The 13,556-nt window shown below is 73.6% G+C and carries 9 protein-coding genes; 7 read left to right on the top strand and 2 right to left on the bottom strand.

Going from position 1 to position 13,556, the window contains the following annotated elements; translation table 11 throughout:
- Positions 1 to 70: 70 nt before the first annotated feature.
- The gene (locus ABZ930_RS08780) at positions 71 to 799 is read right to left on the bottom strand and encodes a DUF1275 family protein (RefSeq protein WP_361543727.1); all 729 of its coding nucleotides are present in this window, start codon (positions 797 to 799) and stop codon (positions 71 to 73) included.
- A 238-nt stretch (positions 800 to 1,037) separates the two neighbouring features.
- Between ABZ930_RS08780 and ABZ930_RS08775 the strand changes: the two genes are divergently transcribed.
- The 7 genes from ABZ930_RS08775 to ABZ930_RS08745 all read left to right on the top strand — a co-directional run bounded on the left by ABZ930_RS08775 (position 1,038) and on the right by ABZ930_RS08745 (position 12,328).
- Positions 1,038 to 2,510, top strand: coding sequence for a hypothetical protein (locus tag ABZ930_RS08775; protein WP_361543724.1), 1,473 nt, complete (start codon positions 1,038 to 1,040; stop codon positions 2,508 to 2,510).
- Positions 2,507 to 3,532, top strand: a complete 1,026-nt coding sequence (locus ABZ930_RS08770; RefSeq protein ID WP_361543721.1) for an AAA family ATPase — start codon at positions 2,507 to 2,509, stop codon at positions 3,530 to 3,532. Before ABZ930_RS08775 ends, ABZ930_RS08770 begins: the two co-directional genes overlap by 4 nt.
- Positions 3,532 to 7,869, top strand: coding sequence for an FxSxx-COOH system tetratricopeptide repeat protein (fxsT, locus tag ABZ930_RS08765; RefSeq protein ID WP_361543718.1), 4,338 nt, complete (start codon positions 3,532 to 3,534; stop codon positions 7,867 to 7,869). The genes ABZ930_RS08770 and fxsT overlap by 1 nt, the downstream gene beginning before the upstream one ends.
- A 137-nt stretch (positions 7,870 to 8,006) precedes the next feature.
- Positions 8,007 to 9,149 carry a hypothetical protein gene (locus tag ABZ930_RS08760; RefSeq protein WP_361543715.1) on the top strand — a complete coding sequence of 381 codons (1,143 nt, stop codon included), beginning with the start codon at positions 8,007 to 8,009 and terminating at the stop codon, positions 9,147 to 9,149.
- Entirely contained in the window at positions 9,146 to 10,240 is a 1,095-nt protein-coding gene (locus ABZ930_RS08755; protein ID WP_361543712.1) for a caspase family protein, read from the top strand. The genes ABZ930_RS08760 and ABZ930_RS08755 overlap by 4 nt, the downstream gene beginning before the upstream one ends.
- A 147-nt stretch (positions 10,241 to 10,387) precedes the next feature.
- Entirely contained in the window at positions 10,388 to 10,582 is a 195-nt protein-coding gene (locus tag ABZ930_RS08750; RefSeq protein WP_361543709.1) for an aldo/keto reductase, read from the top strand.
- Between the two features lie 60 nt (positions 10,583 to 10,642).
- Complete coding sequence (locus ABZ930_RS08745; RefSeq protein WP_361543706.1) at positions 10,643 to 12,328, top strand: HEXXH motif-containing putative peptide modification protein; 1,686 nt, start codon at positions 10,643 to 10,645, stop codon at positions 12,326 to 12,328.
- On the opposite strand, the gene ABZ930_RS08740 is transcribed toward ABZ930_RS08745, so the two are convergent.
- Positions 12,318 to 13,301 carry a TauD/TfdA family dioxygenase gene (locus tag ABZ930_RS08740; RefSeq protein WP_361543703.1) on the bottom strand — a complete coding sequence of 328 codons (984 nt, stop codon included), beginning with the start codon at positions 13,299 to 13,301 and terminating at the stop codon, positions 12,318 to 12,320. The two genes, ABZ930_RS08745 and ABZ930_RS08740, sit on opposite strands and share 11 nt — an antisense overlap.
- Positions 13,302 to 13,556: the final 255 nt, after the last annotated feature.

Genomic DNA, 13,556 nt, shown 5'->3' with positions numbered 1-13,556 from the left:
TCTCCACATTCTTCACGGAGTGAATTGCGCACGACCGGTTCGGCTATTCGCCAAAGGGGACACCCGCGCATCAATGGGTTTCATCGCGTGCATCATGCAATGAATTTTTTGAGGCCCGCGTGACTGCTCTGCGCAACCGCTGTGCAGGTTTCTGGCACGCCACCGCGCACGCCGTGAGCACGGCCGGCGGCACGAATCCCCACGGGGGCGCGGCGGTGTCCACGGCCACGGCACAGGCGGCCCCGCCGACCACGGCCGACAGGCGGGCGGCGGTCCACAGTTGCGCGGCGCCGCGCGCCGATCCGTCCACGGCGCCGGTGACGAGCGTGGTGAGCGTGCCGGTGAAGTAGGTCGTGGGCGCGCCCCCGGTGCCCGCGGCGACCATGGCCGCGGACTGCCCGCCCATCGCCACCGCGGCGCCCACGAGCAGCACGGTCCGCCAGCCCTCACCGGGCCGCCCGCCGAGTGCTCCGGCCGCGACGGCCACGGCGGTGAGCAGCGCGCACTGCGCGGCGAGGCAGGCGACGACGGCCCCCGGCCACGCCCGGCCGGCGGCCCGCCGTCGGGCGCCCCGGCACGCGAGCGCGGCGCAGGCGGCGCCGACGACGTATCCGCCGAGCGCGACCAGGGGGCCTGTCACCTCCGAGCCGTCGCCGCGCCCGGCGGAGATCCCGAGCAGCACCAGATTGCCGGTCATCACCCCGGCGAACACGCTCCCCAGCACCGTGAAGGCGAGGGCGTCGACGGCGCCGGAGGCCCCGGCGAGCAGCAGAAGGGCGAGCTGGGCGCGTCGGTTCATGACCCGACGGTAGGTGCCGCCGCACCGATCCGGCGGGACCCGGGGCGGGGCGTCACCGCGACGGGCCTCGACCGCTTTGCGTGCTACGGGCAACCACAGCATCAGCGCCCTGTGTCCCCGGGGACCCGCTGATCTCTGACGAACCTGCAATCGCCCCTGTTAGCAAGGGAGTTGGCGTGGTAACTTCACCGACAGTTCCCAGTGTGGGACCGACTTACGGGGGTTGGTCGGTGAAGATATGAGCACGCCACAGGAACCGGGCGGCCTGCTCATGCGCTTGGTCTTGGTTCTTACCGACGAGTTGTGCGCCCTGCCGTGTGTGCGCGAGGCCCGGCAGCGCTCCCTCTACATGAACATGGTCTGCGACGCCCTGGGGATCCCGTGGATCGAGCAGGGACTGCCGGTCCGGGCCGAGGTGTCGTACTTCGTCAGGCAGGTCCTCCAGTACGACGTCGGGCAGGGCTTCCGGGCGCTCATCGACGGCGTCGGTGTCCTGGAGGGACGCGAGACCGGCGAGAGCCTCGACCGCCTGGTGCGCCGTGAGGTGTACGGCGTGGAGAGCCGAGGACTCCCGGAACTGCCCGGGGTGTTCGACGCCGAGACCCAGCGCAGGGCCTGGGAGCTGCTGGCCCAGGGACCCGTACCGCGGCCGGTGCTGCACAGCGTCCTCGCCGGTGAACTGCGCATCGCGCTGCCCGACGCGGAGGGCGCCGTGGGCCTGTTCGCCCATCTGGTCGAGCAGAACGCGCAGCCGGACGGACTGCCCCCCGCCCTGGTCCTCGTCGAGGTGGTCGCCGCCCTCGGCTCGACCCAGGCGGCGGCCCTGCGGACCTGGTCCGACAAGTGGGCCGAGGCCGCGGAGCTCAACGACGCGCTGCGCGAGCGGCGCGACCGGATAGCGCACCGCGCGGTGCCCGACGGTACGGTGCCGCGCGCCCTGGTCGTCATGGTCGACCCGGCGCACGACGGCACCGACCGGATCTACGTACGCCACTGGGTGAACGCGGCGGCGGGGTTCTGGCAGCCGCGCGCCTTCGCGCCGGAGGAGACCACGCTCGACGGGCTGGGCCCGGCGGTCCAGCGAGCGGTGCAGCACGGTGACGCGCAGTGGGCCGGGGCGGCCGAGGACAGCCCCGTCCACGTGGAGTTCGTCCTGCCCCACGCCCTGCTCAACCACGACGTGGCGCGACTGAAGATCGCCGCCGACGCCTATGAGCCGCTCCCGCTCGACCTGCGCTACTACATCCATCTGCGCAGCCTCGACCGGATGCGCAGCCGGGACCGGCGGCGGATCGACCTGTGGCGCGAGCGCTGGCGCACCTTCCTGCAGGCCCCGGCCGCGGAGGCGTACCGGTGGAGCGGGACCGATCCGTTCACCGAGTGGCAGCAGATGCTCGCCGCCAACCCCCGGGCGACCGGCGTCATCCTGCAGCACCCCGCGGATCGCGGGCGGGCCCTGGAGGCGCTGATGGTGGCCCTCGACCAGGGGGTGGGCCTCGTCGTCTGGGACCGGCGTCCCGACTCGCCCCAGTCCGTCGAACTGCTGCAGCTCCTGCTCGGCCACAGCCCCGGTCAACTCCCCTTCAAGGTGCACCAATTGCGGGTCCATGCGGAGACGGAAGAAGGGGGGCGGCTTCGCGTGGGGAGAAACATCGCGTTCCTCTGGGACGACCCGAACCGCCTCGTCGACTGTGAGGAGATGCCGGCATGACCGAGCAGCACGGCACCGCATGGCGTGTGTTCCACGGCGTGGGCAGCGCCCCGGTGGGGGCGGGGCCGACCCTGCCCGGGGCGCCGCCCTGGCGGACGTTCGCGGGCGGCCCGGCGCAGCCGCTGCCCGACTGCGACGACTCACGGGCCACCCGGCGGCGGCTCGGCGACGACCAGGACCTGGTCCATCTGCGCCAGGAGGACATCGACATCGTGAACGCGGCGCTGCTGCTGCGCCGCCCTCTCCTGGTCACGGGACCGCCCGGCGTCGGCAAGTCCTCGCTCGCCTATCTCATCGCCCGCGAACTGGGCCTCGGCCGTGTCCTGCAGTGGGGCATCGTCTCGCGCACCGCTCTCAAGGAGGGGCTGTACGCCTACGACGCCATAGGCCGCGCCCAGGCCATCGCCGCCTGGCGGGCGGGGGCCGACCCCGACGCCGGTGAACAGGCCCCGCGCATGGGCGACTTCGTGACCCTCGGCCCGCTCGGCACCGCCCTGCTCCCGTACGAGCAGCCGCGCGTGCTGCTCATCGACGAGCTGGACAAGAGCGACATCGACCTGCCGAACGACCTGCTGCACGTCATGGAGGACGGCTCCTACGACATCCCGGAGCTGAAGCGCAGCTCCGAGGAGGCGGTCAGCGTCTTCACCGACGACCCGGGCGCCCGCACGACCGTCGAGCGCGGTCTGGTCGAGTGCCAGGCGTTCCCCGTCGTGGTGATCACCAGCAACGGCGAGCGCGAGTTCCCGCTCGCGTTCCGCCGCCGCTGCCTCCCGCTGGAGCTGCGGCTGCCCTCGCGCGAGCGGCTGATGTCGATCGTGGCGAGCCATCTGAGCGGCAGCGAGGACGTCGTCGGGGAGCTGGTGGACGACTTCGAACGACGGGTGCAGGACGGCGGAACCCACTCGGTGGACCAACTCCTGAACGCGGTCCTGCTGGTCACGACGGGTGGTTTCCAGGCCGACGCCGACGGGCGTAAGCTCGTCGAGATGCTGCTGCGCGACCTCGCGAAAGGCCGCTGATGACCGGCTTGCCCAGGAAGCGCGCCCCCGACCCGGGCGGCGGCGGGAGCGGCGCACCGACCGGCTCGTCGGAGGACGGACCGGACTGGCGCGACCTCGCCGAGGCCACCTGGCTCGCGGCCGCGTGGCTCGCTTCAGGACGGCGCGCGTCCACGCCGTCACAAGCCCCGGAAGCCGATCATCCGGATGACCCGGCGGTGCCCGCCCCGGACCCCGGCACCGCAGGCGCTCCCGGCTCCGGACCGCCGCCCGACGGCGGACCGGCGGGCGGCAGCATGGAGATCCCGTACGCGTATCCGGACTCCGGGCCCGACCTGGCCTCCGCGGAGTCCGGCGGCGGGCCCCTCTTCCGGCTGCCCCCCGCGCCCGCGGTACCGCCGGCCCGCCCGCTGCGTCTGGCACGGGTGCTGCGCTCCCTGGGCCGCCGCGTACCCACGAACGAGCCGGGGCCGCTGGACGAGGACGCCACCGCGCAGCACGGGCTGAGCGACGGGCTGTGGATCCCCTATCTGCTGCCCGCGCACCAGCGCGCCCTGGACGTGGTGCTGCTCGTCGACGACACGCTGACCATGCGGGTCTGGCGCGGCACCGTTCGCCGGATCGCCGACGAGGCGGCCCGCAGCGGTGCCTTCCGCGACGTCCGCACCGTCCGGATCAAGGTCCCCGTCGAAGGCCCCGCCGTCGTGTGCTCCGCCGACGGCCGGGCGGGCGACCCCCGCGAACTCCTCGACGGCAGCGGCCGGCGACTCTTCCTCGTCGTCACCGACGGGCTCGGCGCGGGCTGGGCCGCGCCCGCCGCCGACGAGCTGCTCTCCGCCCTCGCCCGGGGCGGCCCCACGGCGCTGGTCCACCTCTTACCGCCGTACCTGCGCCACCGCTCGTCCCTGTACCCCTTCCGCGCCCAGTTCGGCGCCGCCGGCTTCGGCGCGGCCAACTCGGCACTGGGCTGCCGTCCGCCGCACGACATCGCCGACCCGCTGCGCCCGCTCCCCGAACCCGACGACGGCACGGTCCCGGTGCCCGTCCTCAGCACCCACCCCGCCTCGTTCACCGCGTGGGCCGAGCTGGTCACCGGCGAGCCCGGCGTGCACCGCACGCTGCCGATGCTGCCCGCGGGCGCCCTCGCCAAGGGCACCCCGGCGCCAGGACTGCGCACCCCGAGGATCGACGGACCCCGCGCGGCGGCCGCCGCCGTGGCCCGCTTCGCCGGACTCGCCAGCCCGCTGGCCCGCCACCTGGCGCTGCTGCTCGCCGTGATCCCGCTCGACTTCGACCTCATCGAGGAGCTGCGCGAGCGCGCCGTCCCCGAGGCGGGCCCCGACCACGTCGCCGAGGTCATGATGGGCGGCCTCATCGACTGGGAGCACGGCGACCATCCGGACGGGAGCGGCCCCGAGTTCGCCGACGGCGTCCGCGAGGCGCTGCTCGCCACGGGCACACGTACGCAACTCGCACGAATCGTCGACGTCCTCGCCGAGCTGCGCAGGGGCCGGGGCGCCGCGGCCCCCCTGCGCGCCGCCGTGCGCAATCCGGAGGACACCCCGTTGCCGGACACGGGCAGCGTCGGCCGCCCCTGGCTGCGGATCGAACTCGCCGTGCTGCGCGCCCTGTCCGGACCGCACGCGCGACGAGCGGCCCGGATCGTCGCCGGGCTCACGAATGCGGGTGGTGCTGTGGCGAGGGAAGATTCCAACGGTCCTGGAGGGGACAACCTGATCGCTGAGAGCACCGGCGAAACAGGAGTCGACGACGTGGTATCAGCGGCTGGACCCGACACAACCGAACACACCGAAGCTGGGAAGGCTGACGCAACCATGGACCTCAAGGCTCCCGAACACCGCTTCGTCCGCAGCGGTCAGCCGAAGATCATGGGGAACGTGCCGCCCAAGAATCCCAATTTCACCGGCCGCGAGATCCTGCTGGAAGCCGTCGACGAACAACTGCGGCAGAAGGAGACCGCCGCGGTCCTGCCGCACGCCCTGCACGGCATGGGCGGCGTCGGCAAGTCGCAGATCGCCATCGAATACGTGTACCGGCACAGCGCCGAGTACAACGTGATCTGGTGGGTGCCCTCCGAGCGGGAGTCCCTGATCCTCGCCTCCCTCGCCGAGCTGGCCTCCTTCCTCGGCCTGGACACCGGACCGCAGGCCAACACGGCGGTGCCCGCCGTGCAGGAGGCGTTGCGCTCCGGAAAGCCGTACGACAACTGGCTCCTGGTGTTCGACAACGCCGAGGACATCGACGCCGTCCGGGCCTATTTCCCGAGCGGCGGCCCCGGCAAGATCATCGTCACCTCGCGCAACCGCGACTGGGAGCGTGTCGCCACCCCGCTCAGCGTCGACGTCTTCGACCGCGAGGAGTCCATCGCCCTGCTCCAGCGGCGCGCGCCCGACCTCGCGGCCTCCGACGCCGATCTGCTCGCCGACGCCCTGGGCGATCTGCCGCTCGCGATCGAGCAGGCCGGAGCCTGGCACGCCGCCACCGGCATGCCCGTGGCCGAACACCTCGAACTGCTCTCCCAGCGCCGCGTCGAGATCCTCGACCTCGACCCCAACCCGGACTACCCGGTGCCGGTCGCCGCGGCCTGGAACCTCTCGCTCGACCGGCTGGCGCAGGAGCACCCCGCCGCCCGCCAGCTCCTGGAGGTCTGCGCCCTGATGGCGCCGGAGCCGATCCCGCTCAGCCTGCTGCGCGGCGGGCGGAGCGTGGAGGTCAGCCCCGAACTCGACCCGGTGCTGCGCGACCCGGTCCTGCTGGCCCGCGCCACCCGAGAGCTCAGCAAGTTCTCGCTGATCCGCCTCGACCACAAACGCGGCACCCTCCAGATGCACCGTCTGATGCAGAGCGTGCTGGTGAACGGCCTGGACCCGGCCGCCGAGACGCGGCTGCGGCACGCCGTCCACCAGCTCCTCGCCACCGCCAAGCCCGGCGAGGGCGCCTCACCGGAACTGTGGCCGGCCTACCAGGCGCTGCTGCCGCACGTGCAGGCGTCGGGCGCGGTGCGCAGCTCCGACCCGTGGGTGCGCGACCTCGTCCTCGACGTCGTGTTCTTCCTCTACTACTGGGGTGCGCACGACACCGCGATGAACATGGCACGCCAGGCCTGGACCGTCTGGCAGTCGCAGTCCGGCGACGACGACATCATGGTCATCCGGATGGCCAAACTGCTGGCCTTCATGCTCGGCAAGTTCGGCAGCCGCGACGAGGCCCTGCGGCTCAGCGAGAAGGCCCTGGAGGAGTCCAGGGGCGGCGAGGTGCCGGACGAGGAACTCATCAGCTCGATGTCGCAGATGGCCTTCTCCCTGCGCTGCCAGGGTGAGTTCGAGTCGGCCCGGACGCTCGACGAGGACGGCTTCGACATGGCCCGCCGCCTCTTCGGCCCCGACGACCCGGCCGCCCTCCAGGCGGCGCACAGCTACGGCGTCTCCCTGCGCTGCTGCGGCGCCTTCACCGAGGCGCGCGCGCTCGACGAGGACACCGCCCGCCAGTTCGAGGTGCTCTACGGACCCACGAACGGGTTCACCCTCAACTCGCTGAACGCCCTCGCCGTCGACATCCGCGAGTCCGGCGACTACCGCTCAGCCCGCCTCCTGATGGAGTCCACCTACGAGGGGTACGTGGCCAACTTCGGCGTCAACAACGCCGCGACGATCTCGGCAGCCCGCGAACTCGCCGTCTGCCGCCGCCGCGCCGGCGCCACCGCGGAAGCCCGTGAACTCATCGAGGACACCTTCGCCCGCTTCACCGAGCGTTACGGAACCGAATACACGGACACCCTGGCCGCGGCGATGAACGCGGTGGTGGACCGCCGCATCACCGGCGACCTGGCCCAGTCCCGCGACCTGGGCGAGAAGATCGTGGTCCGCTACCGCGGCGCACTGGGCGAGGACCACGCCGCCACGGTGTCCGCCCTGGTCAACCTGGCGGCCACGCTGCGCGCCGTCGGCGACATCGACGGCGCGGAGCGCTGCGACATCGAGGCGGTGGAGCGGTTCACCACCCGGCTCGGCGAGCGGCACCCCAACACGCTCACCGCCCGCATCAGCCGGGCGAACGACCACTACGCGCGCCTCGACTTCGCGGCGGCCCGCACGGTGGACGAGGCGGTGCTGCCGCTGCTCGACGACGTCCTCGGCCCGGATCACCCACTCACCCTGACCTGCACCGCCCACCTCGCCCTCGACCTGCGCGGCCTCGGCGAGTCCGCCGCGGCCGACCGGCTGAACGCCCAGGCCGTCGAGGGCCTCACCCGGGTCCTCGGCGCCGACCACCCCTGGCGCACGGCCGCCCAGCTGCACCAGCGCATCGAGTGCGACATCGCGCCGATGCCGCTGTGACCGCGCACTGACCGAAAGCCCCCGCGGTGCGGGCCCGTTCCCGCACCGCACGATCCCCCAACTGCCGCTGCCTGCACCTAAGATGACCCCGAGCGACACAGGGATCAGTACATCGGACCGGCACGGGGGCTGGGCGTATGACCACGGTCGTCTTCATTCACGGTACGGGGGTCAGAGAACCCCGCTTCGGCGCGCTGTACGCCCGGACGGCCCAAGGGCTGGGCGCGCTCGCGCCGCACGTCCGCGTCGTCCCCTACCCCTGGGGCGAGACGTACGGCGCCGTGCTCGCAGCCCGGGGCGCCAGCATCCCGGAGCCGCAGGGCGGCACGAGCCGCGGCCCCGACGACGCGGACGAGACGGACCCCTGGGCCCTGCTGTACGAGGATCACCAGGCCGAACTCGCCCTCGCGGCGGCGGGCACGGGCACCGTGGTGACGGCGCCCGGGGCGGAGTTCCCCGACGAGCGCCCCCGCCGACTCCTGCTCCGACTCGACGACCTCGCACCGGAGTTGGGCCGAGGGCTGCCGATGCGCGCCGCCGCACTCGCCCGCTCGCCCCTGCTGGGCCCTGCGGCCGCCGCACTCGACCCGGACGAGCTGGCGCGGCTGCTCGCCCGCGCCCTCGCCGCCGCCGTCATCGGCGCGGCCCTGGACGCCGACGCGCCCGTACTGTGCACCGGCGACGTCCGGGACGCGGCCGTCGACCGGATCGCCGAAGCACTCGGTGCCACACCGGACGGCGCCGGGCGTGGCCTGTTCCTGCGCACCGTCAAACGGCCGCTCATGAGGGCCGGTTCGCGGGCGGCCGTCCGTCGGCGCCGGGCCCTCACCGAGGCCGTCCATCCGGCCGCGGGCGACATCCTGCGCTATCTCGCCCGCGGCGCCGACGTCCGCCGCGGCCTGCGCGACCTGATAGCCGCCCAGGAACCACCGGTGGTGCTGCTCGGGCACAGCCTCGGCGGCATCATCGCCCTCGACACCCTGGTCCTGGACCCGCAGCCGGCCGTCGAACTCCTCGTCACGGTCGGCTCGCAGGCGCCGTTCCTGTACGAGACGGGCGCCCTGCCCTCCCTCGTCCACCCGCAGCCCCTGCCCCCGCACGTGCCCGACTGGCTGAACCTCTACGACCGCCGGGACCTGCTGGGCTACATCGGCGCCGGGCTCTTCCCCGGCCGGGTCACCGACGTGGCCACCGACAGCCGCCAGCCCTTCCCCGTCGCCCACAGCGCCTACTGGGACGATCCTGCCGTCTACCGGGCCATCGCGGCCCGACTGCCGTGACGGCCCCGGAGACCGACCCGCGCCGGGTCACCGCGCTCGTCGTCGGCATCGAGGAGTACGCGGCCGGGGAGAGCTGGCGGCTGCCGGGGCCCGCCGACGACGCCGTCCGCTTCCACGGCTGGCTGCGCGAGCGCGGAGTGCCCGAGGCCAACATCCTGCTGCACCTCGCCCCCACCGAAGGACACCGCCCGGCGCTCCCGTACCGGCCCGCCGACCAGGCCGCTCTGCACCGCGCCCTCACGGACGAACTCCCCTCCCTGGAAGGCGACTTCCTCTGGGTGTGGTGGGGCGGCCACGGCGTGCTCGACCAGGACGAGCGGATCCGCCTCTACTACGCGGACGCCACCGGGCACGCGCGGCGCAACCTCGACCTGGAGTCCGCCCGCCGCCTCCTGGCCAGCGACGCCGTCACCGGATTCGCCCGGCAGAGCTGGGTCGTCGACGCCTGCCAGACCTTCGACGAACGGCACGGCTTCCCGCGCTCCCTGGACACCGAACGCCTGGGCGCGGGCGCCCGCACCACCGTCCACGAACAGGCCCTTCTGCTGGCCGCCTCCCGTGGTGAGCGAGCCGCCAACGACCCGGTGCTGCGCGGCGGCCTCTTCTCCCGCCTCGTCCAGGACGAACTCGACCGGTTCGCCGGCGACGATGCCGCCCCCGATCCGGAGCGCCTCTTCGCCGGAGTGCTGGCCCGCGTCGAGCAGGAGATCTGGGCGTCCGACCGTCCCGACCAACTGCCCACCCTCATCATCAGACGGCCGGGCCATGAGCGGACGCTGGGCCCGCCCATCGTGCGACGCAAGGGCCCCGGCGCCCTGACCGCGCTCGCCCGCGTCGCCGAGGCGCTGCTCGCCTACCCGTTCGCCCACAGTCCCGACGAGCGGCAGACCCTGGTGCTCATGCTCGATCCGAGGCTGACCGCCCGGATGCGCCGCAACCCGGCGCCCCGCCCGGACCTGGTCGCCATCGTGAGCGCCCACGCCCGCCGCGGCGATGCCCTGTGGACCCTGTACGAGGCGGTGACCTCCCTGGACGACGATCCGGACCGGGCCACCGAACTCGCAGCCGCTATCGACGAGTTGGCCGACTGAGCCCGGCACGCCCGACGGGATCCGGCCAACAGACGGTTCTCGATCATCCGCAGGGCCTACGGGTTCCGGGACCGGGCAGGCTTCGTCATGATGGAGACAGGACCAAGGCGGCATCGCGTGCCGTCATGGGTGAAGGGGGAGAACGCCTTGAACGAGCCGGTGCGCGCCGACCGTCCGGCGGACCATGTGGAGTCGGACCTGGCGGACCTCGCCGAGGTCCGCCCGGCGGAGCTGCGCCGGTACCCCACCCCGGGCCCCAGCCGCAGACTCCTCGAGGAGACCCGGCGGCCCCGCCTGGGGGTCATGTCGGGCGGCGGGAGCAATCCCGGCCGGGCCGAGTAGAGGATGGCCGCGTCCGGTTCCGGATTCGTCGCGTCCTCCTCACCCCTTCCGGTACTGCGCATGCCGGGGCCGCTCTTCGACGAACTCGCCACAGGCGGTGGTTCCGGGCGGGCTGTCGCGTTCCTGCTGAAGGGGGAGCGCGCCCGCCGCCTGCTTCTGCTTCGTGAGCTGCTCGACCGCCTGGACGAACTGCCGGACATCCTCGGTCCGTTGGGTGAGGTCGGGCAGATGTGGGAGGTGTGGGAGACGGCTGCCCGGCGTGCCCCGGACGCAGTCGACGGCCTGATCATGAGCCCGCAGTGCGGCTCCTGGGTTGCGCACACGCTGCGCCGCCTGCACGGCGCGGCGTCCGGCCCGCCGCTGTGGGTGGACGCCGGGCACCTCGGCAGCTTCGCCGCCGCCGCGAGCCTTCTGGCCGGCACGAACGCTGGTCTGTCCGTCCCGATCCGAGCCGGGGCGCTGACCCTCCCGACTCTCGGTCTCCTTCAACTCCCGCGATCGGAAGACGAGTTCTCGCCAGTGCGGGTCACCGTGCGGGCGGGGCTGCTGACCGCCGGGCCGGTCACCGTGCGGCCGCTCGACGCCGACTCCGGCGCCCCCGGCTGGCACCCGTTGCGCGCCCTGCGGCACAGCGGCGCCACGCTCGACGACCTCGACCCGTACCGCGACCTCGACGAACCCGTGCCGCCCGCCAGGCTCCCTGCCGACGACGTCGTCTACTGGGAGAAGACGCTCGGCGAGGCCCACGCCCTCCTTGCCCGCACCCCCGGGCCCATCGGCACGGTCCGCCCCGGCGACATCACCCGCATCGTCCCCTGGCCCTCCGCGCAGCGGCCCGGCATCCGGCTCAGCGCCTCCACCGGCGACGCGTTCGGCTCGATGATGTCCTCCCTGCCCGACAGCGGCCTCGACCTCGCCGAGACCCTCGTCCACGAGTTCCAGCACAGCAAACTGGGCGCGCTCCTCCACCTGTTCCCGCTGCTCGCCGACGACCGCGCCGAACGCTTCTACGCACCCTGGCGCGCAGACCCCCGCCATCTGCCCGGGCTGCTGCACGGCGCCTACGCGTTCACCGGCGTCGCCGGCTTCTGGCGGGCCCGGATCGGGGATCGCGCGGCCGACCCCGAGAACGCGGCGCCCTTCCACTTCGCGCTGCGCCGCCTCCAGACCCGCCTGGTGGTGCGCACCCTCGTCACCCGCGCCGACCTCACCCCGGTCGGCCGCCGCCTGCTCGCCGGCCTCGCGGCGACGCTCGACCGGTGGCTGCGTGAACCCCTCGACCCCGAGGTGGCCGCGCGCGCCCGCGCCGCGGCCGTCAGCCACCGCGTCGAGTGGCGTCTGCGGAACCTGCGCTGCGGCCCGGCCGAACACGCGGCGCTCGCCCGGGCCCGGCAGGACGGCGGCGCACCGCCGTCCGGGTTCGCACCGGAACTGGTGCCGGGCGGATCCACCGCCCACTGGGAGGACGCCCGAGCCGCCCGATACCTGGCACCGCGCCCGGGACCCGACGCCGACGCCTTCCTGACCACGGGCGACCCGGCCCGCGCCCGCGATCTGTACGGGGCCCGGCTGCGGGAAGCGCCGGGAGACCCGCACGCCCTGTCCGGACTGCTGCTGGCGCAGGCAGAACTCGACCACCGAGTGCGGCGGCTGCTCGCGCGCCCCGAGCGGGTCGCCGCCGCGCTGGACGTGGTGGGCGGCGACCCGGACGAGGCCGTGCGCTGGCTCGCCGCGCTCAGCCGCTGACCGTCGGCAGGGCGGTGGGCGTGCCGGTCGCGGCCGTCGACGCGCCCGAGGCGATGCCGTGCTCCGGCTCGGGCAGCGTCTCGGGGGACAGGAGCGTCGACGTCCGGCCGTCGACGCCGACCGGGACGTCGCCGTCGATCGTCACCCGGGCCAGCTCGCGCTCGTGGTCGTCGGAGTCGTCGACGCCGTAGTGCTGGGTGGCGCGGTTGTCCCAGATGGCCACGTCGCCGGCCCGCCACTGCCAGCGGACGGTGTTCTCCGGGCGCTCGATGTGCCGCTGGAACAGGTCGACCAGGTCGCGCGAGTCCTGGCCGGTGAGCCCGGCGATCTTCTGCACTTTGCCGAGCAGCAGCGTGCGCTCACCGGTCTCCGGGTGGACGCGGACCACCGGATGCTCGGTGCGGAACTCGATCTTCGCGAACACGTCGCGGAAGCGCCGCAACTGCTCCGGGACCGCGTCGGGGCGCAGGGCCGCGTAGTCGTAGTCGTTCGTGTGCACGGCCCGCAGATTCTCCGCCAGCCTCTTCAGCGGGGCGGGCAGATTCTCGTACGCCGTCGCCGTGTTGGCCCACAGCGTGTTCCCGCCGTACGGCGGGACGGTGATCGCGCGGAGGATGGAGAACGCCGGGTAGGCGGGCACGAACGTGACGTCGCTGTGCCACTGGTTGGCGCGGCCGCCGTGGTCGGAGTTGATCGGGAACGCGTACCGGCCGTCGGTGGACGGGACGGTGGGATGGGCGACCGGCGTGCCGAGCAGCCGGCCGAACGCCTCGTGCGACACCGCGTCGAGCCGGTCCTGGTCGCGGAAGAAGACGACCTTGTGGGCGAGCAGGGTCGCGCGGATCGCGGAGACCGTCCCGGGCGCCAGATCGCCGGAGAGGCGGACGCCCTCGACGACGGCGCCGAGGCGGCCGTTCAGCTTGGTGACGGTGAGGCCGGAGGCGGGGGTGGGTTCCAGGGCGGTCGTGGTCATGGGCGCGAGCGTCGCAACCGGCTCCGAAAGGCGTCAACCACTCGCCCCGCGCCGCGGCCGCCTCCCGCCGCGCCGCCGAATCCCGCTCTGACCAGGCACGTCGGGGCACGCTCCGGCCCGCCCGGGACGCTCCGCGATTTCACGGACCCGCAATGTTCCCCGGCCCGGGAACCGGCCGGATCCCCGCGGTCGGCGACCGCTCGCGCACCCAATCTTTCCGGCGCCGCCCCTCGCACGGCGACCTGTCATTAACCT

It is taken from the genome of Streptomyces sp. NPDC046716 (genome assembly GCF_040645755.1).
Lineage (GTDB): Bacteria > Actinomycetota > Actinomycetes > Streptomycetales > Streptomycetaceae > Streptomyces.
This window is presented reverse-complemented; position numbering and strand designations above follow the sequence as displayed.